Annotated in this window: 22 protein-coding genes and 1 pseudogene; 17 read left to right on the forward strand and 6 right to left on the reverse strand. The window is 42.1% G+C overall.

What is annotated here, in order from left to right; genetic code table 11:
• Positions 1–202 precede the first annotated feature (202 nt).
• The 3 genes from ABUE30_RS09050 to ABUE30_RS09060 form a co-directional block, all read right to left on the reverse strand.
• Positions 203–1807, reverse strand: a complete 1605-nt coding sequence (locus ABUE30_RS09050; protein WP_408623420.1) for a bifunctional 3-(3-hydroxy-phenyl)propionate/3-hydroxycinnamic acid hydroxylase — start codon at positions 1805–1807, stop codon at positions 203–205.
• 78 nt (positions 1808–1885) lie between these two features.
• Positions 1886–2704, reverse strand: a complete 819-nt coding sequence (locus tag ABUE30_RS09055) for a VOC family protein (protein ID WP_408623421.1) — start codon at positions 2702–2704, stop codon at positions 1886–1888.
• A 116-nt stretch (positions 2705–2820) separates the two neighbouring features.
• Complete coding sequence (locus ABUE30_RS09060; RefSeq protein ID WP_408623422.1) at positions 2821–3672, reverse strand: fumarylacetoacetate hydrolase family protein; 852 nt, start codon at positions 3670–3672, stop codon at positions 2821–2823.
• A 272-nt stretch (positions 3673–3944) separates the two neighbouring features.
• On the opposite strand from ABUE30_RS09060, the gene ABUE30_RS09065 reads away from it, so the two are divergent.
• A complete protein-coding gene (locus ABUE30_RS09065) occupies positions 3945–4751 on the forward strand; it encodes an IclR family transcriptional regulator (RefSeq protein ID WP_408623423.1) in 807 nt (268 codons plus the stop codon).
• A 186-nt stretch (positions 4752–4937) separates the two neighbouring features.
• Here the strand turns inward: ABUE30_RS09065 and ABUE30_RS09070 are convergent, their stop codons facing one another.
• Positions 4938–5516, reverse strand: a complete 579-nt coding sequence (locus tag ABUE30_RS09070) for a TetR/AcrR family transcriptional regulator (RefSeq protein WP_408623424.1) — start codon at positions 5514–5516, stop codon at positions 4938–4940.
• Between the two features lie 273 nt (positions 5517–5789).
• On the opposite strand from ABUE30_RS09070, the gene ABUE30_RS09075 reads away from it, so the two are divergent.
• The 4 genes from ABUE30_RS09075 to ABUE30_RS09090 all read left to right on the forward strand — a co-directional run bounded on the left by ABUE30_RS09075 (position 5790) and on the right by ABUE30_RS09090 (position 12802).
• Positions 5790–7010, forward strand: a complete 1221-nt coding sequence (locus ABUE30_RS09075; protein WP_408623425.1) for an efflux RND transporter periplasmic adaptor subunit — start codon at positions 5790–5792, stop codon at positions 7008–7010.
• 6 nt (positions 7011–7016) lie between these two features.
• Positions 7017–10130: an efflux RND transporter permease subunit gene (locus ABUE30_RS09080; protein ID WP_408623426.1), complete on the forward strand. Its 3114-nt coding sequence runs from the start codon at positions 7017–7019 to the stop codon at positions 10128–10130.
• Entirely contained in the window at positions 10127–11530 is a 1404-nt protein-coding gene (locus ABUE30_RS09085; RefSeq protein ID WP_408623427.1) for an efflux transporter outer membrane subunit, read from the forward strand. Before ABUE30_RS09080 ends, ABUE30_RS09085 begins: the two co-directional genes overlap by 4 nt.
• 687 nt (positions 11531–12217) lie before the next feature.
• Positions 12218–12802 carry a hypothetical protein gene (locus ABUE30_RS09090; RefSeq protein WP_408623429.1) on the forward strand — a complete coding sequence of 195 codons (585 nt, stop codon included), beginning with the start codon at positions 12218–12220 and terminating at the stop codon, positions 12800–12802.
• A gap of 324 nt (positions 12803–13126) precedes the next feature.
• On the opposite strand, the gene ABUE30_RS09095 is transcribed toward ABUE30_RS09090, so the two are convergent.
• A complete protein-coding gene (locus tag ABUE30_RS09095; RefSeq protein ID WP_408623578.1) occupies positions 13127–14002 on the reverse strand; it encodes a LysR substrate-binding domain-containing protein in 876 nt (291 codons plus the stop codon).
• A gap of 108 nt (positions 14003–14110) precedes the next feature.
• Between ABUE30_RS09095 and ABUE30_RS09100 the strand changes: the two genes are divergently transcribed.
• From ABUE30_RS09100 to ABUE30_RS09115, 4 genes and pseudogenes are all read left to right on the forward strand, one after another.
• Entirely contained in the window at positions 14111–14437 is a 327-nt protein-coding gene (locus ABUE30_RS09100) for a carboxymuconolactone decarboxylase family protein (protein ID WP_408623431.1), read from the forward strand.
• Complete coding sequence (locus ABUE30_RS09105; RefSeq protein ID WP_408623432.1) at positions 14437–14844, forward strand: tautomerase family protein; 408 nt, start codon at positions 14437–14439, stop codon at positions 14842–14844. Before ABUE30_RS09100 ends, ABUE30_RS09105 begins: the two co-directional genes overlap by 1 nt.
• Positions 14841–15359, forward strand: coding sequence for a DUF4865 family protein (locus ABUE30_RS09110; protein ID WP_408623433.1), 519 nt, complete (start codon positions 14841–14843; stop codon positions 15357–15359). Before ABUE30_RS09105 ends, ABUE30_RS09110 begins: the two co-directional genes overlap by 4 nt.
• Positions 15360–15367: 8 nt before the next feature.
• Positions 15368–15559: pseudogene (locus ABUE30_RS09115) on the forward strand (cysteine hydrolase); the annotation flags it as partial.
• A 183-nt stretch (positions 15560–15742) separates the two neighbouring features.
• Here ABUE30_RS09115 and ABUE30_RS09120 read toward each other — a convergent pair.
• A complete protein-coding gene (locus ABUE30_RS09120) occupies positions 15743–16438 on the reverse strand; it encodes a hypothetical protein (protein ID WP_408623434.1) in 696 nt (231 codons plus the stop codon).
• A gap of 577 nt (positions 16439–17015) precedes the next feature.
• Between ABUE30_RS09120 and ABUE30_RS09125 the strand changes: the two genes are divergently transcribed.
• The 8 genes from ABUE30_RS09125 to ABUE30_RS09160 all read left to right on the forward strand — a co-directional run bounded on the left by ABUE30_RS09125 (position 17016) and on the right by ABUE30_RS09160 (position 26036).
• Positions 17016–17405, forward strand: a complete 390-nt coding sequence (locus ABUE30_RS09125; protein WP_408623435.1) for a VOC family protein — start codon at positions 17016–17018, stop codon at positions 17403–17405.
• 456 nt (positions 17406–17861) lie between these two features.
• Positions 17862–18581 (forward strand): SIMPL domain-containing protein, encoded by a 720-nt coding sequence (locus ABUE30_RS09130; protein WP_408623436.1) that lies wholly within the window; start codon positions 17862–17864, stop codon positions 18579–18581.
• Positions 18582–19140: 559 nt separating this feature from the next.
• Positions 19141–19830, forward strand: coding sequence for a VIT1/CCC1 transporter family protein (locus ABUE30_RS09135; RefSeq protein WP_408623437.1), 690 nt, complete (start codon positions 19141–19143; stop codon positions 19828–19830).
• A 402-nt stretch (positions 19831–20232) separates the two neighbouring features.
• Positions 20233–20520, forward strand: coding sequence for a sll1863 family stress response protein (locus ABUE30_RS09140; RefSeq protein WP_408623438.1), 288 nt, complete (start codon positions 20233–20235; stop codon positions 20518–20520).
• A 98-nt stretch (positions 20521–20618) separates the two neighbouring features.
• Positions 20619–21521: a cation diffusion facilitator family transporter gene (locus ABUE30_RS09145; protein ID WP_408623439.1), complete on the forward strand. Its 903-nt coding sequence runs from the start codon at positions 20619–20621 to the stop codon at positions 21519–21521.
• Positions 21522–21915: 394 nt separating this feature from the next.
• Positions 21916–22545: a DedA family protein gene (locus tag ABUE30_RS09150; RefSeq protein WP_408623440.1), complete on the forward strand. Its 630-nt coding sequence runs from the start codon at positions 21916–21918 to the stop codon at positions 22543–22545.
• Between the two features lie 1254 nt (positions 22546–23799).
• Positions 23800–25158, forward strand: coding sequence for a sugar porter family MFS transporter (locus ABUE30_RS09155; protein ID WP_408623441.1), 1359 nt, complete (start codon positions 23800–23802; stop codon positions 25156–25158).
• Positions 25159–25172: 14 nt separating this feature from the next.
• Positions 25173–26036 carry a carbohydrate kinase family protein gene (locus ABUE30_RS09160; RefSeq protein WP_408623442.1) on the forward strand — a complete coding sequence of 288 codons (864 nt, stop codon included), beginning with the start codon at positions 25173–25175 and terminating at the stop codon, positions 26034–26036.
• Positions 26037–26039: the final 3 nt, after the last annotated feature.

Below are 26039 nucleotides of genomic sequence, written 5' to 3' on the forward strand. Positions count from 1 at the left end.
TGGTCACAATTGGTAGCATGAAGCCACTCTAAGTTGTATCAGTCGTATTAGTTCAGTCTCAAAAAAGAGAATTTTTTCATTTCAATTACCTTTTTTGTTATTATAAATTTTGGATGTATATCTAAAACTAACTGTAGTATTTCTACTAATGAGAAAATTTAACTAGTACTCATCTGGTTATTTTAGAAACAATCTATAAGATTTAAGAAGGAACATAGCTCGGTAGTGTTTCCGCCATATAAGCTAAATTTTTTGGTGTTATCTCCGCGACAATATATCGATCAGGTCTTAACAAAAATATAGACGATGATGAGCGATTAAAAATCCATTTTTGCGCTTCGTCTTTGTAATCTCGAACAACCGTTGTATCTTGAGCTGCTACAGGGTTCCATGTTCGAGGTGTAATACAGACGCGATGAATTTTGTTGTTATAAATCGCACTATAAGGTTTAAGCATCTCGAATGCGGATCCCGGACAATCTGAATAGGCAAGCAAACAAAACCCTCGCTGCAGAACATCATCTAATAATACGTGCTCTCGCTCATGCGTTTCTAAACAGGGTTGTGCAACCATCAAACCAGCAGGTGAGTTTTTATCAGATGCATCTTTAACAAACCAACCACTTGGAAAGCGAGGTTTCGGTTTGTAGCGCATTTGAGTCACATAATCACGGGCAGGTTTATAAAGACTAAGTAAACGAAGAAAACCTTGAATCAAGGTTGCTCTAAGCATCGTTTTAGGCATCATTATCCGACCGAGCATTTCTGCCATTTCGATCAACTGCCAAGAGTGGGGCATACGCTCTTCTTGATAAGTATCTAAAATGTGTTTTGGCATACCGTGTTTAATCACCCATGCGAGTTTCCAAGCTAAATTGGCCGAGTCCCGCAATCCACTATTCATACCTTGACCAGCAAAAGGTGGTGTTAAATGCGCAGCGTCACCTAATAAGAAGATGCGTCCTACTTTCCATTGCACAGATTTACGGGCATGAAATGCATAGACCTGTTTTCTAACAATAAAAGCATCTCGGTCTGGACCATATTGACCCATTAGTTCTCTAACAAATTGTTCTTCTACAACCTTCTCATCGGTTTCACCAGGCAGAAGCATAAATTCAAATCGACGAGTGCCATTTGGACCCGGCAAATTAATACCTGGCCTTTTGGTATTGCAATACACTCGAGTTTGGCGGAACGTGTCTTTCGTATCTTTAATATCAATTATTAGCCACTTTTGAGAATAAGTTAAACCCTCCAAAGGAATCTTTAACGATGTTCTCGTGAAGCTTCTTCCGCCATCGGCAGCCGCAAGATAATCAGCCCTAACTTCATAAATTTTCCCTTCAGCCAGAACGGTAATAAACACTTCATTGTCGTCTTGTGTAAAATGAGTAACGGCATGACCAAAACGAACATCAACATGTGCATATCTCGTTGCTCCTTTTCGCAGAGTTGCCTCTAAATCAGGTTGGGAAAAGGCATTACGACGAGGGTAACCATACTCGCTTGCATTAGGTTCAATTTTAGCAAAAGGCTTCGAATCCACACCGTAATAAACAGACCCATAGTCCAATGCACAGAAAGAAACAACCTCTTTATGCAGTCCAATAGCCTGCATCGTTCTTAATGATTCATCATCAATTGATACTGCTCTTGGTTCCAATACTGTGTGTTTATTTTGCTCAAGAACAAGCGTTTTAATACCATATTTCCCAAGTAGATTAGCAAGCGTCATCCCACTAGGCCCACCGCCAATCACAATGACTTCAAACTTTTCGCTTGAGACCTTTTCACTTATATTCATTCATTGCTCCAGCCGCACGACTAAATTTCCATCATGCCTATTATTATTTTATTGATATGCCAGATTAAAAAACCGCTTTTAATTTCTTAAAAACGCTTGTCCCCAATAATTCAAAGTTTTAGATTCGTGAATCCATTCTCCTGTTGGAGCATCAGCTGAAATAGTTTGTAGTTCTGCTGATATTTCTAACCAATTACCATCAGGATCATGAATAAAAATAAACAAGTTATTACCTGGACCATGACGCCCAGGCCCCCATTGAAGTGGAATATCAAAAGTTGACAAATGGTCAGCCCAATCGCGAATCGCATTCCAGTTAGATGACTCATAACAATGATGGTCAAACCATTTTTCTTTGGCTTGAAAGATGGCTAACGCGTGATGTTCGTGATCACTTCTCAAGAACGTGGTTGTTAATTTTTGATGTTCATCAAATACATTATCACTGACCAAATAACCAATCGTGTTTTGATAGAAATCAAGCATTCTCTCAATGTTGGTTGTGGCAAAGGCACAGTGTTGTATACGAGCAGGCAGATCAGTTTGAGGATTATTTTTTTCTTCAACACCAAATGTTAACCAGTTACCATCGGGGTCTTGAAGCGCAAATGCTTTATCATCAAAAAGAGGGGATGGAGAAGGACTTAATGGAATGTGTTTTATCAACAAGGCTTCTCGCAAAGCGTCTAGATCTTTCTGCGACATTCCCATGGCAAAATATTTCAGCTCTTTCGCACCACCAGAAGTGAATAACAGTTTTCTGCCCGGCCCAGAAGAAATGAAACCTTGATCAATTTCTTCAGTGGTATTTCCCATGGTATTTTCGTAAAACGTTGCCATTGCTAATGGGGCAGGACTGCCAAGCGCCAAATGGCTTAAATGGGCATTAAGTGTCATATCAACTCTCCTTTTGAAAAGTGAGAATAAAAACGCTTTATTATTGTTAAGGAGCCAAAGTGACCTTCTGATCGTTCTTTAATGCAAATCAGAAAGATCAATAAAAAGGCACAAGGCTATTTTTGTTCTTCGTCTGCAATGGTATTTCTTAGGACGCCTATTTCAGAGATTTCCACTTCAACCACATCGCCTGGTTTCATCCAAACAGGTGGCTGACGAAATGCCCCAACACCACCAGTTGTACCCGAAACAATCACATCGCCAGGAGCGAGTTCGGTAAAGGTAGAGCAGTATTCAATCAACTTCTCAACAGAAAAAATCATGTCGTCTGTATCGGTATCCTGCATAACCTCACCATTTAAACGAGTCGTTAGATGAAGTTTCTGTGGATCAGCAATGTCAGTAACAAGGAAAGGTCCAAAACCGCCGGTGCTAGGAAAGTTTTTCCCCGGAATAAACTGAATGGTATGTTTTTGCCAATCACGAACACTGCCATCGTTATAGCAAGAGTAACCAGCCACATAATTTAGGGCGTCTTTCGCCTCGACATGACGCGCTGTTTTACCGATAACCACAGCAAGCTCACCTTCAAAATCTAGCTTGTGAGAGACGTGTGGTCGGATGATGGCTTGCTCATGTGCCACTTGTGTATCTGCAAAACGTGTAAAAATCATCGGATATACAGGTATATCACGACCCGTCTCTTTGACATGAGTGGCGTAGTTAATGCCAATACAAAGTGTTTTGCTTGGGTTGGCAATAACAGGTAAATAACGAATGTTATCCAATGCAATTTCCGGCATCTTCGATAAATCGAGTTGCTCTATTTTTGTCAAATTACCATTTTGCAAAACCTGCTGAAGATCCTCCCCTAACTGAGACTTCATTGACTCGAGGTCTTTCACTTTGTGATCGACAACCACACCATAAGAACTACGATTCTGGAACTCAAAAGACACTAATTTCATTTTTCCTCCTCAGGACACCCTCACGACGGTGCGGTATGCCAGATATTTCTGACTGTCAGCTGTTTGTGATGATTAAACTATAATTTCAAATTAAAGAAAAATCAACAAATCCTATAATATGAGATTATTTAATTATTTTAAAAAGAGTAAGGATCGACTACATTACTCAGAAGAGGGCAAATCCTAGAAGGCTGATTTCATTGCAGTACAATTCAGCTAGAAATGGATGCACCAAGGTATTGCACTTAGCGGGTGGATCAGTATCGTTAAATATGACTAAATTAAATGGGTTTACAAAATTGGAAGATACGAAAGCAGAAAATCATAATAAAGAAGTAAAACGTAGTAGTTTGGAGCGTATGCTGCGCATTTTAGACTTGTTTACCCAAGAAAAACCGAATTGGTCTGTGGATGATATCTGTACTGAATTTGACTACACTCGCTCTACCGGATACCGATACACCAAAGAACTAGCGGATGCCGGATTGCTATTCCAAACAGGAAAAAGCAATTACAGTCTTGGCTCGCGCATTATTCAATGGGATCGTCAGTTACGTTTATCGGATCCTCTCGTGAAATTGTCTAAAGAAATTGAAGAGCTGCCGTACGAGCTGGAAGGTAAACAAGCTTGGTTGGTTTGCCGGCTATTTAAAGATCAGGTCGTCTGTGTTTATCATTTTGGAAATCTAGAAACCAGCCTGAGTTATTCACGAGGTATCCCAAGACCCTTGTTTAGTGGAGCAACGTCTAAAGCCATTTTAGCGTTTTTGCCAAATACTCAACATATGCGTCTATTTGTTGAAAATCCGAATGAAATAGAAAAATCCCATTTAGGTACAAACTGGAAAGATTTTAGAGCGAATCTGCAAAAGATCAGGAATGATGGCTATGCGTTATCGATATCAGAAGTAGACAAAACAGTATTCGGTTTAGCTGTGCCTATTTTCAGCCAAGATGGAAAAATTCAAGCAAGCATAAGTTGTGTACGTTCTGTCAAAAACTACGAACCAAACAAAATCGAGGCCGATGTTAATCTGTTAAAAAGACATGCCATGAAACTGAGCAATGGCCTGATTTAATCATAAAATATGGGTTTCATTCTGAAGAATGATGACGCTTATCACCCGTTACCAGCTGATATCTCATCTCGATGTATCCATGCATACTTAAGACCTTTGCTCGCGACATCGTGCAAAGGCCTCTACCTAAAAAATCATAGCCACTGAAGCATACAAACAGCTAATAGCCGTATGACCAAAGACAGATTAAGACATAAAGACCTTAGTCACATCACCTAAAGCCGACCACGACTTTTCAAAAGCTAACTCCAGCTCAACCGATTCATTCAGCCAAAGCAAAACGCTAGTCCACGAACTATAGAGCAGAATTTCCGCCAAAATATTCAAGGCCAAAGGCGAACTGTCTGGATACTTCTGAGCTAGTACCTGACCAAGCTCTTCACGCATTTTGGCCATCCCTACTAGCTGTAATTGACTTACTTTTGGGTGATCATTAATGATCTCCTGCATCGTCAATAGCACCGTACGATGAGGTTCAATATCCAAGGTGTTTTCAAGCATGAGTTGTTTCAAACTTTGATTTGATTGATCTGAGTTGGCTAAAAAACGTGCTATTGCTTCTTCCGGAATTTTAGGTCCCAGGCCAATTAATGCCGATTCTTTATTTGCATAATAGTTAAAGAAGGTCCTATGGCTAATCCCCAAATGGCGGCTAATTGCTCCTGTTGTCACTTGATCAAATCCATGTTTTTGGATTAATTCTATGGTTGTCTGCTGAATTTCTCGAGCTGTTTCAAGACGTCTTCGCTCTCTAAGATTAGACACACTACCCTCTCTTTTAATAGATGTAATTTTTAAAAAGCGTTCACAATAAATTATTTTTGTCAATAGTAAATATGCTCATTTTCAAAGATAACAATCTAAGAAAAGGAATAAATCTAAATTTTATAATATTTGTATTTTTTACAATATGTTACATAATATGTAAAAATTGCACATTGTGCAATCTTGTTTACTTGAGTACTATCATCAAAATTCAAGACGACATTTTTAATCTAGAATTTAAACAATTACAGCTGCGTTAACAAAGGAAAGTTTATGAAACCGATTATACGTCTATGGATTTGGATAAGCGTATCGGCACTATTAGCCCTTACATCAAATGTTATGGCTCAAGATGCCCCCCTCAAAAATAAACCACCTAGTCAAAGGGTGGGTGTTGTCACCATGAAGCTCCAGAGCGTTCCAATTACAGCCGAGTTACCTGGCAGAGCAGTTGCCTATGAGAAAGCCGATATTCGACCTCGAGTAAACGGCATTATTATGGAAAAACTATATCAAGCGGGTGCAGAACTGAAAAAAGGCGACCCTCTGTTTAGATTGGATGATTCAAGTTATCAGGCAACAGTGGCATCTGATGAGGCGACATTAGTAGAGGCTCAAGCTAATCTACCCGTTAAACAGTCTGCTTATAATCGAGCAAAAAAACTCGAGGGCTCAGGTTATACCACTGCCGATGTCGATTCGGCAAAATATAATCTAGCTTCAGCAAAAGCCACGCTACTTTCAGCCGAAGCGGCTTTAAAATATGCAAAAATTCAATTGGGCTGGACGACGATTGTGTCGCCAATTGAGGGAGTTGCTGATGTTTCCAGTGTCTCTATTGGCGATCTAGTTTCTTCAGGGCAGAGTGATTCCCTGACCACCGTCACAACGCTAGATCCTATTTTTATTGATATGGTCGCTCCAATAGAAGATATGCTGAACTTTCGTAACCAAATAAAACAAGGTTCTATTCAACCGGGCAAAAAAGTTTCCGCTCAACTGCAGCTTGATGATGGAGATACATTCGAAGGCTCTGGGGCGCTTGTTACCTATTCCCCAACTGTTTCCACTTCTACTGGATCGGTAACTGTTCGTTTTAAATTTGATAATCCAGACCACATCATTTTACCTGGGATGTTTGTGCGCGGTACGCTAATGCTCGGTAGCCAACAAGCCTTTCTTATCCCACAGCGAGCAGGCTCTCATGAAGCGGATGGCTCCTTATCGATTTTCGTTATCGGCAGTGACGGTAAATCCAAAAAAGTGAGTCTAAAAACCTATGGTAGTTATCAGAACAACTGGATTGTACGTTCAGGAGTTTCTGCTAATGAACAGGTAATTGTAGATGGGCAAAAAAACTTATCAGAAGGTGTTCCAGTAACCCCTGTAGAAGTGACCATTAATAGCAATGGGACAACTCAAGATACTGCGCCATCGCAGCCGAACGGCATGACAAAAATCTCTAACGATCCACAAACTTCCCTGTCGGAGTAATACCCTATGACACAGTTTTTTATACATCGTCCGGTGTTTGCTTGGGTGCTTGCGATTGCTCTGATGATTGGCGGTGCTTATGGTCTAAAAAGCTTGGCAATTTCGCAGTACCCTGAAATTGCCCCTACTACGATTCGTATTAGTGCTACATACACAGGCGCATCAGCACAAATTGTTGCCAATTCTGTTACGTCCGTTATTGAAGATGGCATGACCGATTTGGACGGATTTCTTTATATGACGTCCACATCAAGTGAAGGTAGCTCTAGTATCTCCCTTACTTTTGACAGCAGTATTGATCCGAATACAGCTCAAGTACAGGTACAAAACAAACTAAAAGTCGTAGAAAGTTCTTTGCCTTCCGTTGTTACTCAAACAGGCGTCACCGTCTCCCGCTCTACCAGCTCAATCCTATTAGTCGGTAGCTTAGTCTCTGAAAATGGAAAGTATTCAGGCGTCGAATTAGGCGATTTATTTTCTCAGCAAATGAAAAAGAAACTTCAACGCATCGATGGCGTTGGCCAAATCAATATGTTTGGCTCAGAATACGCGATGCGCATTTGGCTTGACCCTAAAAAACTCTATAAATACTCATTAACACCCAGTGATGTAACAAGTGCAATCTCTGCACAAAACACCAATGTCACCGTTGGATCACTCGGTGCAGTTCCAAATGCAAAGGGTCAACAAATAAAAATTCTTCTAAAGGCACAGTCGCAGCTTGCTTCCGTTGACGATTTTCGCAAGATAGTGATCTCCACCAATAGCGATGGTTCATCTGTGTTTCTTGCAGATGTCGCGCGCATAGAGTTAAACAGTGACGACTACTCAGTATTCTCAAAGTATAATGGAAAAAATGCAGTTGGCTTTAGTGTTAACCTAGCCACTGGTGCCAATGCCATACAAACATCCACTCTAATCCATGCCGCCCTTGACGCTCAGGCTAAATTACTTCCAAAAGGGGTAAAAGTTGTCTATCCCTATGACACGACGCCCTTTATTCAGGAGTCGATAACACAAATTTTCCACACGTTACTTGAAGCCATTGCGCTGGTTTTTATTGTTATATTGGTCTTTCTACAAAGCTGGCGAGCTACTCTTATACCAACGATCGTCGTACCTATTGTACTTCTTGGTACCTTTGGCGTTTTAGCCATAACGGGGTTTTCATTAAACACACTCACCATGTTTGCCTTAGTCCTTGCCATTGGTTTACTCGTGGACGATGCAATTGTCGTTGTTGAGAACGTAGAAAGGGTCATGGAAGAAGAAGGCCTCAGCCCAATGGAAGCCACAGAGAAAAGCATGAAGGAAATATCTTCTGCTTTGATTGGTATTGTCGTTGTCTTGACATCCGTTTTCTTACCCATGGCATTCATGAGCGGTTCAACTGGGATCATCTATAGGCAGTTCTCCATCACGATTGTTTCTGCGATGGTATTGTCCCTTTTTGTTGCCTTGATATTAACCCCCGCCATGTGTGCGTCACTATTGAAACCCTCCAAAGGTCAATCCAATGCTTGGCCTGCTCGCAAGTTTAACGAAGGCTTGGATAAGTTAAACTCGGGCTACATTGGCACAGTTAGCAGGCTGGTACGTCGGCCTTTTCGAATGATTATCGTGGTCGTGGCGGTTTGTGTCGCTATTGTCTTTGTATATGAACGCCTCCCTTCGAGCTTTGTACCAACAGAAGATCAAGGCATATTAATGGCATCGATTTCTCTTCCTGATAATGCTACACGCGTTCAGACAGAAAAATCCGTCACCGCAATAGATAATTATCTGCTTAAAGACCAAGGCAAGTATGTTAACAGTGCCTTTGCTGCTATTGGCTATGGTTTTGGCGGATCAGGCCAAAATACGGCCATGATGTTTATCAGTTTAAAAAACCTAGCCGAACGAAAAGGGGTGTCTGCAGAACAGATTGCAACCCAAGCCAGTATGCACTTCTTCGGCGGGCGATATGGTCAGATATTCTTCCTACAGCCCCCTGCTATACAAGGTTTGGGGACATCGAACGGCTTTGATATGTATTTAACAGATTCTAGTGGGAAGGGACTCTCCGAGCTACAAAAGCAAGCTCAAAAACTGGCCATGTCCGCCCAACAGACTGGCAAGGTTACCTCCGTTCGGGGTTATGAAGCCAATACCCAAACTCAGCTTTCTATCAATATCGACTCACAAAAAGCGCAGGCAACCGGACTCACGTTATCAGACATTAACAGTAATCTATCGACCATCTTCGCAGGTGACTATGTCAATGATTTCATACTGAATGGTAAATTACATGACGTTCGCGTAATGGGCGACGAGCCTTATCGTATGCAACCATCAGATATTAACGATTGGTACATGCGCAATAACAAAGGTGACATGGTGCCGATGGCCGCATTTAGCACACAAGTATGGGAGAAAGCATTCACCTCTATTACCCATTATGACGGTGAAAATGCCATTGAGCTACAAGGCGCTGCAGCAGAAGGTGTAAGCTCAGGGGATGCCATGAGTGTGATGGAAAACCAAGTTAAATCACTTGGCGGAAATTACGGTCTCGCTTGGACAGGACTTTCCTACCAGGAAAAGCTTTCTGGAAACCAAGAGCTGATGATGTATCTCCTATCTGCCGTTGTGGTCTTCCTTGCACTTGCCGCACTTTATGAGAGCTGGACTGTGCCCTTTGCCGTTATGCTAGCGGTCCCCATTAGTTTACTCGGTGCGCTGTTAACTGCATGGGTATTCGGCCAATCAAATGATGTGTATTTTAAAGTCGGCATGCTAACGACCATTGGTCTTGCCGCTCGAAACGCCATACTGATTGTAGAATTTGCAGAAAGCTTAAGAAAGCAAGGAAAAGACCTGATCGAATCAGTTGTTGCTGCAGCCAAAATGCGTCTTCGCCCTATTCTGATGACAACCTTTGCCTTTGCGTTAGGTGTGCTGCCATTAGCCATAGCCAGTGGAACCGGCGCTAATGCGCAAAACTCGATCGGCACAGGCATGCTTGGCGGTATCGCTTTCTCAGCTATATTTGGAATATTAATGGTACCGGTTTTATATGTTGCTGTATTAAAAGCTGTTCAGCTGATTAAAAAACTGAGCCGCAAGGAGATCTCTGAATGATAAAATTATTAAAGATGGTACCTTTTTTATTATTAACAGGGTGCGCAGCCGTAGGACCTGATTGGAAAGCTCCAACGACGCCTCTTTCGGTTAAATTTACGGATGGCGGTTCTACTAGCATTAACAATGTCGCTTATCGAGCTTGGTGGCGAGACTTTAACGACCCTCTTTTAACTAAACTCGTGGAACAAGGCTTTGATCAAAGTCTCGACATTCTTAAAGCAAAAGAACAAATTCGGGAAGCCGAGGCAAAGCTTAGACAAACAGGTGTTAACTCTGCATTAAGTGGCTCAGCGAGTTTTGACCGACTACGTTCTGGCACTGAAGGACAAGGCGTGTCCATGAGTTCAGAAAGCAGCTTGAACGCGAATTTCGTTATTGATTTATTCGGTGGCATTCGACGCGAACGTGAGGCGGCCGCTTCATACCTTGCAGCTGCGCAAGCGAACGTTGGAACAGAACGGCTAGCCTGGCTCGCGGAATTAATTGCAGACTACTCTAATGCTCGTTATTACCAACAAGCCTTAGCGTTAACCCGCAATACCATTGCAACACGTAAAGAAACACTTGCCATTACCCAAAGGGAACTGGCTGTGGGCTCCGCTACCCAGTATGAGTTAGCGGAAGCGGAAGCGGCATTACAATCAGCACAGGCTGAGCTACCAAGCTATTTGGCTCAATTCAGAGCTTCTGTCTTCTCTATTGCCACTTTAATTGATAAACCAGCCGGTCCATTAATGGTTGAAATGCAGCAAACTTCCAATCAATTACTTATTCCTAACAGCTTTAATACTGGTTTACCTGCCGATTTGTTACGAAACCGTCCTGATATTCGTTATTATGAAGCCATTCTCCATCAACAGGTTGCGACTGTAGGCGAAGATGAATCTTCACTTTACCCATCAATCACCCTTACCGGTTCCATTTCAAACACCGACTCAGTCAACAGCTGGAGTTTTGGCCCATCAATCTCCTTAGGGATATTTAATCGCGGCGCACTTCATGCAAAACGGGATGCTCAAATATCGGCAGCGAAGCAAGCTGAAATAGACTGGCGTTCTACCGTTAAAAGCGCGGTTGAGGATGTGCAAGTTGCTCAGTCAAATTTATCTTTATATCAAGAACAGGCTAAGCTACTAAACAAAGCTGCGGCTTCTTACGGGAAGGCCTTAAAGCTGGGTCGTAATAACTACCGTAACGGCGCCATGACACTTCTCGACTTGCTAGACACGGTGCGCTCGGAAGCGTCAGCACAAATCAGTGCCGCATCAGCTCATAATTCAGAGGTTAAAGAATGGGCTACTCTACAAATTTCCATTGGGGCGGGTGCGGGTTATTCGGATACAAAAGCATCTGAAAACGCCGACCAAAAAGAGTACAAAACAGTCTCAATGGAATAATGTGCTCAGAATAGAAGCGGCTGTCTTGCTCTAAAAATACCTGATCGGCGCATAAGAAAATGAACTAAATGCTCAAGTCGCGATCTGATCGTTTGACTAAAACCATCAATCGTATAATGGCTTGGGCATGAATAACTTAGACGCTGTTTTCGTGGAGCGACTTGTGTCAGGCTTTCCTGTCTGAATGGGAAAAGCATCACCTTGGTATTAGCTCATGGATATAGGTAGGTCGATGAATGAGTTGAATGAACCTATTCCCGACAAGTGGTTTATGTTGATCTAATTACAGTATAATGTGAGAGGGCGAACGTGGAGGGATAGATATCTCGTTGTTGACGATATTGTAATCATGAACTGCCACATACTGCATACAGTGATTTTACATTTACACCAATCAGCTATAAAAATTGCAAAGTCAGGTGTCTGGTTGTGCTGACCCAAGTACTGTTTGAAGGTATTGGTAAACCAGTGTTATAAAGGAGACTTAGCAGGCCTCTGGTTTTGTCGTAGCAGTCATTTTATCAATACGATAGAGATCCTACTGTTACGACATTGCGTATTGGTATCATGACTCACTAAGCCGCCGTAAGTGACTATTAACGTGTGTGAGCTGCACAGCCCTTTGTTGTGTGGGTCCCCCAGATTTTTTGTTGCTGCAGGTGGGCGTTCCTAAGGAGGCGTCTATACATGGATTTAGTATTACAAATTTGGGGTGGTTTATTTTACCTTACCAATAAAATATTGTTTGCACTTGCCGAGGGAAAACCCAAACAGACAAAAAAGCATATTAAAATTAAGGGTTGGGTTATCTATATCCTAGGTGTGCCGGCATGGGTCGTAATATTAATTAGCCATCAGGATTGGATTGCAGCGTCCGTTGAAGCCGGTGGCATTCCAGCAATGTTATTAGGGCTATACAATACGTATCATGAGCATCAAAAAGATAATAAGTGGTTTAACAAGATTGTTGCCTTGTGCACTTATTCATCGCTGATAGTTGGACTTCTATATAGCGTGATCGAACACCGCGGCATTGTCTCTATATCGCAAGTCTTAGAAATAGGCGTGATGTTAGGATTTTTATTAGGTAGTTATGCCATTGCTAAAAATAACCCCGCCGGTTGGTTCTTTTTCATGCTCATGAATTTGAGTATGGCGGCATTGATGCTGTTGCAAGATAAGTTAGTGCTTATGACACAGCAATTCGTTTCACTATATTTTGTCGTCTACGGACTCAGAAGATCTCGGACTCCTTCATGTCAAGAGCCTTAACAAGTGAGTTTATTACAAAGATAACGGCGGCACTGAGACCCTGTTTTGTCACAGATATCGCTTTAGAGAGTCTCTGTAATCGGTTAGATGTCATCGCGTCGGGTATACGGGGATCAGGCGTCAATGCTTTATGCGGACAACCATACAGCAAGATGGAACTGAGTCATTCAACGGAGGCTGCAAGATGTTTCCAATTGTGCTTTTTGCCGTTTGCAGGGGCCTGTTACGCAATGCTTCGGACAGATTAGCAGCGCCCGATTGCACGGTGATTGAGGTACGCTAAATTAAGCTACTTTGTTAGATATGATTAGCTATTGCGCAAATTTAAGTTAAATAAGCAAGGTGCTGCAAAAGTTGCTGTTTTAACATATCGTATAGCGGCTGCTGTACTTCGTTTAGCGCATATTGACTGCGGTTCAGGCACACTCTTAGGCGACCGAGTTTTGGCAACTCAGTCAGTGAAGTAACGCTACTCGGTTGACCAAAAGAAGAGCGAACCGTAACACCTAAACCCGCTTCAACCGCTCGCCATAAGCTACTAAGGCTGCGCCCTACAAAGCTGATTTTCCAAGGAATACCTGCGCGATCTAATGCTTCAGTGGCTTGCTGGCGAATTAAGCAAGTACTATCGAACATGACTAAAGGTAAAGGATAAGCACGCAGAATGGCTTCTCTCAGATGTGTATCAGTAGGGGCATACCAATGAAGAGGTAATTCAGCCAAAGATTCACTATAACTTGCTGCTTCTGGCCCTTCCCACCCAAGAGAGAAATCCAACTCGGCAGATTGAATGCCATTGAACAGTTCCTTATGACGGCCAACCAGTGATTGTAATTGCAGTTGTGGATGGGCGCGGGAAAACATTCCCAAAATATGCGGTAGTAACACCTCACTAAAATCTTCCTGTAAACCGAACGCCACTTGTCCCGATAGCGTATTGTTCGTCAATGTTAACTGAGCTTCATCATTTAATTGCAGCATGCGACGGGCGTAGCCAAGCACGATTTCTCCCGCATCAGTCGCTTGTAGATGTCTTCCTACCTTGGTAACGAGTGGCGTTTGACACTGCTGTTCGAGCTTCTTTAACTGCGCACTAGCGGCAGAGGGCGATCGGTTAAGCCGTTCGGCGGCAAGGGCAAAACTGCCTAGTTCAATACCTAAGACAAAACATCGTAACGCATCTAGGTCGAAGCTTCTCATCATTATTAATCCTGAAAATCAAAACTATTCATTCCAATAGTTTTGATTTTTTTAACTAAAAGATCAACCTATCATCATGATGTAAGTTAAATGATCGAAGGAAGAACCATGACCCCTCAAGAAGAAAACCTATTAGCCTTGCTTGCCAACATCGCGCCGCATTTTCATCAATTAACCCAAGAGGTGCTGTTTGGACAAGTGTGGACTGAACAAAGTTTAAGCCCACGAGATCGCAGTTTAATTACCGTGGCCACCCTTATTGCCTTAAATCGTATGGAACAATTGCCAGGACATTTAGAACGCGCCTTCGATAACGGCCTAAGTGTAGAAGAGCTGAGTGCAGTCATGACGCACCTTGCATTTTATTCGGGCTGGCCAACCACCGCATCGGCATTAGAGCGCTTGGATGATGTAAACAAAAGGAGGAACTGCTAATGCCGTTTACTCGAATATCCATCTCTCGTGAATCTTTTGATGATCAACGACAGGCCGTTTCCGAGATTTTACAGCAATGTTTGGAAACACATTTTGACGTTCCACCCGGAGATTGTTTCCAAATGTTTGAGGCCTATAGCCCACAACAAAAAGTATTTGATAACGACTACCCCAACCTGAGTAAAGCGCGTAGCAATGCAGGCTTACTGTTCCATATTTTCGCGGGAAAACCACGTAACCACAGCCAAAAACGGGCATTTTTTCAGGCACTTTGCCAGAATCTGGAGCAGAAAATCGCCGTTCGCCCAGAAGATGTCATGGTGATTATTCAATTTAACGACGCAGAAGATTGGTCTTTTTCCTCTGGCCTTTCTATGAAAGATATGATGATAGGAGATATGCAATGATTGCGATGCAATATTCTTTTGAGTTTCCAGCCGACTACGATATGGACATTATTCGCCGTCGAATTAGTGACAATGGGCATTTGTTGAATGGCTTCCCAGACTTATTAGCCAAGCTGTATTTATTTGCTAGGCGTGATGACCCTGAGTGTCAAAGCGCCAAAAACATCTATGCTCCCTTTTATATTTGGCGACAAACCCAAGGCATGCAAGACTTTCTAGCGAGTAAGGGTTTTGAAGCGTTGTGTGAACATTTCGGTCGACCACACGTGAACTTGTGGTTACCGAACAATACGGTGAATCTTGAGTTATTGACACAACAAAAAACACTGAGCATCAGCCAACAAACTCTACATCATGGTTTGCCTACTCAAGTATCCAGTGATGAAATATTGCTGAGTGGTTATTCACCATTTGCTGGCGAAAACTGGGAGACTTTGAAAATTAGTGCTCATAAAAAAACGGACATGATGTGGCAAAATTATAGAGTGGGTTACGTCGCAACGAATGAAAAATAAACCAGAGTGTTGATACCACGATTAGACAGGCTGCGGGGTTAGGATATTCAGTAGACCTTGTGGCCGATACGCACACCACTCACGATAAACTGCATCTATCAGGTGAACAAATTCGAGCACACCATAATGCGACATTACCCAATATCTCAAGTTTTGGCGTAAAAATAACGTCTGTTTCTACGCAAGCATTAATCTCATAGAGCTAATTTTTGCCAGCAATGGGCACAATTTCACATCAACCTAATGGTAGGGGCGTTGTATTCGATTCGATCAGTACCGTATAAAGTAAGTGAGAAATAGGGTGGTGGCTGCGACCACTGAATACACAAACTCAAGAACTCACGTATTGATAATCGCTCTTGAATGATTAATGGTCGATGAAATTAATGGGGGACTGAACATTGAGCGAGCGCCTTAGTGACTGCTAAATTTTGATACCAATTATTAAATACCAGCTCAAAACTATGGAACTCAATGTGGCCAAAATCGTAGTCTCGATATTGTTGGCAAAGTGCGAGAAGCTGATGGCGGTTTTGTAACGGTGAACTGAAACGAATGACCGAACTATGCGCTGTCACCAACTTATAACGAGCATCGATACTTGATTGAAGCCCGGAGCGTTTAAAGCGATGCCTTAAGTTATTACGGAGCCTCTCCAAATTTGAATCGATAGGAAAACCTTGAATCACAATGCAATTGGGTGAGGCTGTCACACCGCGATAGTGAATAGTTATGGGGTCACTCTCAGCCATCACTTGATTAAAAATATCAATGTATTGACCTATATTAATATCCGTTAGTTTAAACCCATCAAAACAGGAAATAATTGACAATACAGTCAAGTGAAGTTCATCAGCTGGATGGTAATACTGGTGGGGCTCGAGATGGCGGACGTGTTTTTGAAAACATGAAATTTCATGGCAAACTTTTTGATTATTGAGACCTAGGTATGCCAAAGCGGTTATCCCGCGACGATCATCATTATTGCCATCAAGAAGATAGGGATCAAGTGCATATTGATTTTGAGTCATCGCAACACTGAATTTGTCCCACATTTCATCATAAATACTTTGAATCATTTTACCTCCAAGTTAGAGCACCTCACCCAACGGACACATTGAGCTCCCGCATTACTAGTTTCTGATATATAGCTTTATTGTTATACCTTATTTGATTAGAGATGCGATATTGTTCGTATTTTTACTCGGTTCGTGACGACAGAGGTGAAAACATCTGTGGCTATTCATAAGCTTGTTCCCATGAAAACTATGAATGTCACCTAGATTATGCAACGCTATGCCGATTGTCTATAACTTGAAGCATTCTTCCATGATCTAGCGATCATGGTATCGTCTACAGTACACTCGCATGCGCTTAACGAAGTCATTGTATTTGTTTTTTTATCGTGATGGTTGCGGAAGTATTCATAGAGTTCACAGAGTTATGGCTAACCAAGTTCGTGGTTTGCTCACGACAGGTGAACATGATTAGAACCGCGCTCTCTAAATTTGGTTGTGGGATAGGAAACCATCGAAGAGAACAACAATAGGTGTGAATACCAATGCCTGACATATTATTTAGCCGTCGCTAAATGATGAGGTTTACACAGTTCAGTTCATCAACAATGTTTTACCAAAAGATAAGGGAGTTTAGGTTATGCCTCAATTATTAAAAATTGATCATGTTCATATTTATGCTCCAAATCGCTTGGTCGCGGAGCAGTGGTACAAAAAAGTATTGGGTTTTAAACGTGTTAAGACACTCGAGTGTTGGTTCGATGTCGGCGGCCCATTAACCATTGAAAATGGGGGTGTTCACATCGCGTTATTTGAGTCGAATGAATTGACAAGTACAACGGTTGCTTTTGCAGTAGATGCTTCAAACTACATAGATTGGAAGGCACATTTGAGCACCTTTGGTGTTATCTTTAGCGAGAGCGATCATGAGCTGTCGTGGTCAATCTACTTTCGAGATCCATATGGTAATCCTTTTGAGATCACCAGTTATGATTATGAACTCATTAAGCAATCTCAACCTCTGGCATAACGGAGTGTGAGGCTGCTTTAAAGTATTTCATTTCACATTTGTTTCTAGCAAGGCGTGAACGGGCTCGATGCGAATAAGAAGAGATGATGGACAATGAGATAGGTTATGCAATTGTTGGATTGCTTGCGTTCTCGGCTATGTTACTTGGAAAATAAAGTGGAACTGCTAAGCGGTGAAACCTGAGCGAGTTGATGACAAGCGTGCGTAAGCTAAATCGTTCCTATTTGTTGTTATCAGCCGCACAGAACCTTAACGCTGAAAATAAAATCGAAAAGCGCCCATTGCCAGCTTTATTTCTTCGTCTAATTAACATGGTGGGTATGGTTGTTATAACAGCTTAAGATGTCTTCGGCTAAGCTATACAAATAGCTTTGATACGACGATTTTGGGCAACAGGACAGCCCAAAGTGCACGGTTCACAATGTAGTTCATTGGGTCACTCTAAAGGAGAAAGATATGGCGACCATTGACAAAAGTAGTTCAATTATTCTGGGTGTTTGTTTGATTATTGGACTGTCATCCCTTGGCTATCTGCTTGGCAATGCAGCGCTTAAGTATAAGGCATTTGAGCGTACAGTGACGGTAAAAGGGCTTTCTGAACGCGAGTTCAAGGCAGATATCGTGATCTGGCCGATTCAATTCAGTGTTGCTAGTAATGATCTGACCCAAATGTATCAATCCATGGATCGTAGTACTCAGAAAATTAAGTCGTTTCTTGAACATGCGGGAATTGGGGCTGATGAAATATCGTACTCATCACCTGCTATTACGGATAAATCAGCACAACAATATGGCAATCAAGCCAAACCTGAATTTCGCTATACCGCTTCGCAAACTGTCACCGTGTATTCTAAAAAAATTCAAGTCGTACGCAATGCGATGGGAAACCTGTCCGAGCTAGGAAAACAAGGGATTGTTTTTACGGGCAACAATTATCAATCACAAACGGACTATATTTTTACTCGTCTTAATGAGGTCAAACCTGGAATGATTGAGGAGGCAACTCGGCAAGCTCGCGAAGTTGCTGAAAAGTTTGCATCTGATTCAAAGAGCTTATTAGGAAAGATAAAAACAGCGTCGCAAGGACAATTTAGTATCCGAGAAAGGGATAAAAACCATCCATATATCAAGAAAGTGAGAGTGGTTTCAACGGTGACTTATTATCTTTCAGACTAATAAGAGATTCCACAAAAGCCCCGACAAGAGGCTTGAACAAGGGTGTGTTGACGTGCGCCTTAGCTGAATGGTAATGGATAGACCAAAATATTGGTTGCCATGGAACATTGTGGAGAGTGACTCTTCTTTTGTGCTGGGCGTAATGTCTAACGGTGATCCTGATATATTTGTGGGTGTGGCCCTGCTTTATTTGAACAACCTGCCTGTGAAGTACAGCTATTGGGGGTTCGTGAGAAATCAAATACGTTGCGAACGCTAAAACTTTGTATGTTTGAATTAGGGTATGTGATTGTTGCAACTGGGTCAAAGTTTAAGGATTTGTGAGTTTCCCGAAATAAGCTGGGTAAGGGATAGCGCGTTGCAGGTTCAATATATACACTCAAGCAATCCTGTGCAGGGGCAGGGGTATCCCATCATGTATATCGTGATGCTAAATCCAAGTTTATAGTGTATGTTTTTCAACAGGAATAACGCATGTAAGCAGCCATATTATTGTCTGTTGCTGCTCAAATTGCTTACTGCTTTGGATGCGATAGCAGTAAGCCTATCGAGGTAATATATGTCTCACCATGAGATACATCGATCACATCGCGTAGGTTGGCTGCGTGCCGCTGTTTTAGGCGCAAATGATGGGATTGTGTCTACAGCCAGTCTTATTATCGGGGTTGCGGCTGCAAGTACCACATCGGCGAACATTTTTCTTGCTGGCAGTGCGGGGTTGGTCGCTGGGGCAATGTCTATGGCAGCGGGTGAGTATGTATCTGTCAGTTCTCAGTCTGATACAGAGAATGCGGATATTGCGCTTGAAAAAATATCGTTAGAAAACGACATAGAATTTGAAAAAGATGAGCTCGCCAAAATATATCAAGATAGGGGGCTGGATCCTAGTTTAGCCTTGCAAGTTGCTGAGCAACTTATGGCTCATGACGCGTTAGGGGCGCATGCTCGCGATGAAATCGGTATATCAGAGAGTGGTAATGCACGGCCAGTTCAAGCGGCTTTTTCTTCAAGCGTTACATTTACAATCGGTGCTGCACTTCCTTTAATCGTGGCATGGCTGACACCATATAATTATTTAATGCCAGCAGTCGCTATTTCGTCGCTACTATTTTTGGCGTTACTAGGAGGGGTTGCTGCACATGCTGGTGGCGCATCAAGAATGATAGGTGCGCTGAGAGTGACGTTTTGGGGAGCGCTGGCTATGGGGTTAACTGCCGTTGTTGGGCATCTATTTGGGGTCGCCGCATGATGCTATCCTTGTTCATCATGTAAAAGTATTAATTTACTAACAAACTAAAATCAGTCGATATACAAAGACTTTTGGCTGATTTGCAAGGTTGATGACCTTTTTAAGTACGCTGTATCAGGCTTTTACTTTTCACTCTTTTGGATATCTGTTACGGCGTATAAGCGTTATTTTGTTAATTCTTTTGTATCACGAAAAGTTGTTCCCTCGCTGGGCTATTTAAAAGTCCAAATGTGGCAAAGTCAATTCCACTGATTTGTGAGGTATTCATGGACTTTGGTAACCTAACTATACTTGTTGTGAAAACAACTGTATTAATGCGCGGCTTTGACCCAGCAGGGCGAAATTGTCCATTTTCGTCGACGCGGCGGTGCACAATCAAAATTTTATCAAAAGGCGCAGGTTATGAATGATAAAGAACTATACCAGCAGAAGAAGCTGGCTCTGTTGAATCAGTGGCAGGCAGAGGTGGATAAACTCAAAGCGCAAGCTTCAAGGAAGAGTGCCGATACCCAACTGGAAATGAATAAGCAAATCAAAATGATGGAAAGTGAGATCGAAGTCGGCAAGGCGAAGCTATCGCAGCTTGCTGAGGCGGGTGAAGATACTTGGGCATTGAGTCAGGACCACATTGAGTCTACTTGGAATTCTTTAAAATCGCAGGTTAGCGATGCGGTCGCAAAATACAAATAATGGCGAAGCCTTAGTAATCGATAAACTGGGTGGATCACCGCGGATGAGAATGCGTGAGTCTATGCATGCAATGGCCTGCGACACTATAAGGAAAAGAGATGAGTCACAACCACAGCCATGAGATAACAAGTCATAATCGTTCTTTTGCTATTGGTATTGCACTCAATGTTATTTTCGTTGTTATTGAATTTGGCTATGGGATATTGGCTGACTCACTCGCGCTCATGGCCGATGCTGGGCATAATTTAAGTGATGTGGTCGGTTTATTGCTGGCTTGGGGGGCTGCGGTGCTTGCCACAAAAGCGGCGACAGAAAAACGAACCTATGGTTTTCGAAAAGCGACTATCATCGCTTCTTTAGCAAGTGCAATACTGTTATTTGTTGCACTTGGCGGCATTGCATGGGAAGCCATCGGGCGTTTTGCTCATCCCAAACCTGTTGAAGGAATGACGGTTATTGTCGTTGCGGCTATTGGCGTTGTGATTAATACCCTGACGGCATTGCTATTTGCTAAAGGACAAAAAGATGATTTAAATATTCGAGGGGCTTTCTTGCATATGAGCGCTGATGCAGGCATCTCTTTAGGTGTGGTTGTCGCTGGTATATTGATGATGGTTAATGGTTGGTTATGGATTGATCCGATTGTCAGTCTGGCTATTGTTGCTATTATTTTTATTGGGACATGGGGGTTACTCCAGGATTCCTTTAATTATGCCATTGATGCTGTCCCTAAGCGCATCGATATTGGTGAAATCAGCCAATACATGCTGAGCTTTGATTGTGTGGATCACATTCATGATTTGCATGTATGGCCGTTGAGCACAACCGAAGTCGCACTGACGGTTCATTTAGTCGTGAATAGCCATTCGTTAGACAACCGTTTTCTTTGGACACTTCAACACCATTTACACGATCAGTTTGGGATAGAACATGCGACCATTCAGGTAGAAAATTCAATGGGTGAGAACAACTGTATGCTCGACCAATATAAATGCAGTTAAAATAGGTTTCTCCGATTAGGTATTGAATCATGGCGATTCGGTTATCAAAAGTTATTAAATAGGGAATAATTAGAGACACCTACCTAGTTAATCGCTACAGAAGACTTGTTTGACATTCCGTCTGTTTATTATTGATATGAGTATCTTATTTGTTTTTGCTGGCGGTTATTTGCTCTGTAACGGGGGATCGTTTTAAAATTGGTAGCGAGACGTCGTGGCCTTGTTATGTCCTTAGTGCTGGGATATTGGATGGGAACAGAAGAACTATTTAATGCGCATGATTAAAAAGGATCCGCATCGTATGACAATTTTTCCACTCGCGCTGCGCTTTAATCAATGCATCATCCCTGACTCGATTAGGGTTCATTTACTGCTGTATTGAGAATTCATTGTCATGCATTTCGCTGAGCTAATTCATTGGTTAACCCATCCTGATGGTTTATATACGCTTCTTGAACAAAACTGGTTGTTAGGATTGGCAATTGTCGCTGTTATTTTGTTTTTTGAAACAGGTGTTGTCATTTTTCCATTTCTACCGGGTGATTCACTACTATTTGCTACGGGGGCTTTTTTTGGCGCGTCAGGGCATAGTATTGTTCTGGCTATTAGCTTTGCCACTGCCGGGGCATTTTTGGGCGATATGGCGAATTATTCGATTGGCCGCTCACGCATAGGTCAAAGCTTGTTGCATTCGCGATGGGTGAAGCCACACCATATTCAGCTTACGCATGAGTGGTTTGCTAGATATGGCGGAATGACTATTGTGATTGGGCGGTTTATCCCGATTGTTCGTACCTTTGCACCTTTTGTTGCGGGGATGTCCGAGATGAATAAACGTCGATTTGTGGCATTTAATCTGCTAGGGGCCGTGCTATGGAGCAGCCTGATATTGATGGTTGGATATTTATTGGGAGCGAACACCTGGGTGAAAGGGCATTTTGAGTGGGTTTCGCTGATTATTATTGTGATCTCTTTAATTCCAGTGATAGCGAATCTACCCAAGTTATGGTGTAAGCGTCCTTAAGTCGACTTATCTGCATCATATAACTATAGGGTTATATAACATCGAACATGTTTGGTTTTTTTGATCAATCAATCAGGGCTTTGTTCTGTCGCCGTGTTTCCCTTGATATGGGAAATGCGAACAGAATCATCAAGGCATTTCTTATCATTAAATAACTGATGGTAATCCGCGATGTATTTATTGGTGCATACATGCTAGAAAGTCAATTTGGTAAACAATGGTTAGTTGAATGCCACTTATTATGCAATGGTAGCTCCTAATTTTGGAAAATTTGTGCGTGTGATGCTATTCATGCTCAGTTGGTCTTCATCGGTTGATCATTCAATTATTATTTATAGATGCATCCAAAGTAGGGTAATTACACGCATGTTCATTTTTTGAGCGTAATCTTTGGTTTACTAGGAGCAACAATTCAGATCGCCTAGAGATGATTGCTTTTACGTCAACCGATATTTGCCTAATGCGCATAAATTGATTGAAAAATGTTCATATATTTTTTGGCGTCCAAAGGCTTTATCCGTTCAAATGCTCTAAGGTTTCTTGCTCAATGTTGTGCTCTAGGTCGTTTTAAAGCGATCCCCCTTATTATTACACGTTATTAGTCAGGTAAGATTTCATCTTTATTAGTGAACAATGGGGCCCTTTAATAAGCAAGGTGGCTTGTTTACTGCTGACGGTCTAATTGGGCACGTAAGCATAATAGGTACGTGTTTATTCGTACAAAAGTTAATCACTCTCGGGCTCATATATTCTATTTAGCACCATTCTAAAATTACTTCGAATGATATAAATGTATAGATTACAATTAACAATGATTGCTGTCAGATGGGTAGATTTACGGCAGATTTATAAATAGAGAGTCAATTGACTGGCTGGTGAATCATTGCCGACAAAAATATTAACTGTCAATTGCGGCTTGATTTATCAATCTAATATGGATGCTGTATTCGTTTTGGTTTGAAAATTTGCGCTTTACCCGGCTAGCTATTGAACAGTCGTATTGACTGGCTAATGACGCTAGCTGGTTTTTGTACTTAACATGAATATGATGGCTATATAAATTAATTTTATTATTATTTTCAATGAGTTATATAATTTTTATGAATACTGTGAATGAACGTATATCTTTTTCGCAATTTACCGAATAGTCTTTTTTAATTGACTCAATATACGATTACTGTTTTATTGTCTGCCTTTCTTCATGCTGCGCGGACTTGCAGCAATGAAGTATAAGTAACCTAATAAGTAGCTCTGATGAATAATAATCAATTTTCACAACAAAAATATCTCTGGTGGATCACATTTGTCGCAATTAATGGTGGTTTACTTTTTGGGCTGAATATGGCGGGAATCTCTGGTGCTGTTGAGATGCTTAAAAGTGAATTTTCACTGACAGATAGTGGATTGGGCACCGTTGCTGCATTATTGACTTTTGGCTGCTTACTGGGTGCTTGGTTTACGGGCGGTTTGACTGAAAAATATGGCCGTAAAAAAGTCATGTTAATGACAGCATTATTGTATGTCGTCTCGTCATTAGGGTGTGCTTTTTCTCATAATGAAGACGTTTTGATCCTTTTTCGCGTGATGTCTGGTCTTGCCGTGGGAACCACTTCGGTGATAGGCCCCATGTATGTCTCTGAAATTTCTCCTGCACACAACCGTGGCCGTTTGGTCTCTATGAATCAATTTGCGATCACTATTGGCATTGTTTTGGCTTATATCTTCGATTATTTTCTGATCGACTTGGGGAGTGACAGTTGGCGGTATATGTTGGCTGTGCCAGCTATATTTGGCGCTTTGTATTTTCTATTTTTAATGAGTGGCTTCCCAGAGAGCCCTCGCTGGTTATTGGCTAATGGGCGCCGTGAGGAGGCGATGGCTGTGATGTTGAAAATCGGTGGCCATCAATTAGTCGATAGTGAGTTACCACAAATGGAGAAATTAATCTCTGTTGAAGAAAATCGCGATAAAGTAGCATTTGCTGAATTATTTCAAGGCGTTAATAAAAAGATTGTCATGATCGGTACGACGATTGCCATTTTGCAGCAAATTACGGGTATCAATGCAGTGATTATGTTTGCGCCTGATATATTTCAAGCAGCTGGGTCTGCGAAGAGCGATGCGATGCTACTGTCCATGATTGTCGGCTTGGTAAACTTTTTGATGACAATAGTTGCTTTATGGTTAGTTGACAAAAAAGGCCGTAAAACATTATTGCTGTGGGGCTCGGTAGGGATGTCCATAGGGCTTGCTTATTTAACTTGGGCTTATGCACAACCGGTTCAAAATGGATTAGGGGTTCTGATTGCACTGCTGGTGTATATTTCCTTTTTTGCAGCCTCTTTCGCGCCCGTCATGTGGGTGATTATCTCTGAAATATATCCTAACCATATCAAAGGTATGGCGATGTCATTTTCTACCGCCGTGAGTTGGTTGTTTACTTTTATTACTATTTATTTCTCCCCTATCATCAAGGGTTCTCTAGGACTTAGCTATCTGTTCGCTATCTTTGGCTTCTTCTCTGTCGTAGCATTTGTATTTGTGAAGACATGTATTCCAGAAACCAAAGGCAAATCTCTGGAACAAATTGAACGAGAAATGGGACTGCGTTAAGGGGTATTGAGGTAATGAAAACGAAAGCATTAGTGATTGGTATCGGTGAAGTGTTATGGGATGTCTTTGCTGACCATAAATCGATGGGTGGCGCGCCGGTCAATTTCGCCTATCATGTGGCTCGATTAGGTGTGGACAGCTTAGCTATTAGTGCTGTCGGTCATGATCCCTTAGGTGATGAGCTGTGTCAGATCCTCGAAGAACGAGGCCTTGATTTTGAACTGCAACGTGTTGATGAACCGACCGGTACAGTTGAAGTTAGTCTTAATGGCGAAGGGGTTCCTCAATATCTTTTCTCTCAGCCTGTCGCTTGGGATCGGTTAGTCATGAAAGACAGTTATCGTGATATAGCGCGGCATGCAAAGGCGGTAAGTTTTGGCTCGCTAGCACAACGTGACCTGATTACGCACGATACTATTCATACCTTTTTGTCGTTAGTCCCCGATAGTGCTTATAAGCTATTTGATGTGAATCTTCGACAAGATTTCTATACGAAAACTATTATTGAATCCTCGCTAGAGCGTTGTAATCTTCTCAAGATTAATGATGAAGAAATTGTGGTTGTGGCTGACATGTTTGGCCTTGATGGTTCTGATGTTGAGAACTGTCAGAGACTAATGGAGCGCTTTGATCTTAGCTTAGTGGCACTTACCTGTGGGACGGAGGGCAGTTATTTGATTACTGCCGATGATGTTAACTTTATGGCTACCCCGAAGGTTGTTGTAGCCGATACAGTGGGTGCTGGTGATTCGTTTTCAGCGGCAATGCTGGTGGGGTTACTGGAAGGGAAAGCACTTCAAGAGATCCATCATGATGCGGTGACATTATCAGCCTTTGTTTGTACGCAACAAGGCGCTATGCCCGCTGCTCTGAACTAACGC

Origin of the sequence: Celerinatantimonas yamalensis (assembly GCF_046054155.1) — a bacterium.
GTDB classification, from domain to species: domain Bacteria; phylum Pseudomonadota; class Gammaproteobacteria; order Enterobacterales; family Celerinatantimonadaceae; genus Celerinatantimonas; species Celerinatantimonas yamalensis.

Bases quoted from the DNA above. Each gene is read 5' to 3' on its own strand.
- ABUE30_RS09135 (WP_408623437.1), top strand. From the start codon at position 19,141: ATGTCTCACCATGAGATACATCGATCACATCGCGTAGGTTGGCTGCGT.
- ABUE30_RS09055 (WP_408623421.1), bottom strand. From the start codon at position 2,704: ATGACACTTAATGCCCATTTAAGCCATTTGGCGCTTGGCAGTCCTGCC.
- ABUE30_RS09150 (WP_408623440.1), top strand. From the start codon at position 21,916: ATGCATTTCGCTGAGCTAATTCATTGGTTAACCCATCCTGATGGTTTA.
- ABUE30_RS09065 (WP_408623423.1), top strand. From the start codon at position 3,945: ATGACTAAATTAAATGGGTTTACAAAATTGGAAGATACGAAAGCAGAA.
- ABUE30_RS09080 (WP_408623426.1), top strand. From the start codon at position 7,017: ATGACACAGTTTTTTATACATCGTCCGGTGTTTGCTTGGGTGCTTGCG.
- ABUE30_RS09090 (WP_408623429.1), top strand. From the start codon at position 12,218: ATGGATTTAGTATTACAAATTTGGGGTGGTTTATTTTACCTTACCAAT.
- ABUE30_RS09120 (WP_408623434.1), bottom strand. From the start codon at position 16,438: ATGATTCAAAGTATTTATGATGAAATGTGGGACAAATTCAGTGTTGCG.
- ABUE30_RS09050 (WP_408623420.1), bottom strand. From the start codon at position 1,807: ATGAATATAAGTGAAAAGGTCTCAAGCGAAAAGTTTGAAGTCATTGTG.
- ABUE30_RS09105 (WP_408623432.1), top strand. From the start codon at position 14,437: ATGCCGTTTACTCGAATATCCATCTCTCGTGAATCTTTTGATGATCAA.
- ABUE30_RS09130 (WP_408623436.1), top strand. From the start codon at position 17,862: ATGGCGACCATTGACAAAAGTAGTTCAATTATTCTGGGTGTTTGTTTG.
- ABUE30_RS09100 (WP_408623431.1), top strand. From the start codon at position 14,111: ATGACCCCTCAAGAAGAAAACCTATTAGCCTTGCTTGCCAACATCGCG.
- ABUE30_RS09140 (WP_408623438.1), top strand. From the start codon at position 20,233: ATGAATGATAAAGAACTATACCAGCAGAAGAAGCTGGCTCTGTTGAAT.
- ABUE30_RS09110 (WP_408623433.1), top strand. From the start codon at position 14,841: ATGATTGCGATGCAATATTCTTTTGAGTTTCCAGCCGACTACGATATG.
- ABUE30_RS09155 (WP_408623441.1), top strand. From the start codon at position 23,800: ATGAATAATAATCAATTTTCACAACAAAAATATCTCTGGTGGATCACA.
- ABUE30_RS09125 (WP_408623435.1), top strand. From the start codon at position 17,016: ATGCCTCAATTATTAAAAATTGATCATGTTCATATTTATGCTCCAAAT.
- ABUE30_RS09060 (WP_408623422.1), bottom strand. From the start codon at position 3,672: ATGAAATTAGTGTCTTTTGAGTTCCAGAATCGTAGTTCTTATGGTGTG.
- ABUE30_RS09085 (WP_408623427.1), top strand. From the start codon at position 10,127: ATGATAAAATTATTAAAGATGGTACCTTTTTTATTATTAACAGGGTGC.
- ABUE30_RS09145 (WP_408623439.1), top strand. From the start codon at position 20,619: ATGAGTCACAACCACAGCCATGAGATAACAAGTCATAATCGTTCTTTT.
- ABUE30_RS09095 (WP_408623578.1), bottom strand. From the start codon at position 14,002: ATGAGAAGCTTCGACCTAGATGCGTTACGATGTTTTGTCTTAGGTATT.
- ABUE30_RS09160 (WP_408623442.1), top strand. From the start codon at position 25,173: ATGAAAACGAAAGCATTAGTGATTGGTATCGGTGAAGTGTTATGGGAT.
- ABUE30_RS09075 (WP_408623425.1), top strand. From the start codon at position 5,790: ATGAAACCGATTATACGTCTATGGATTTGGATAAGCGTATCGGCACTA.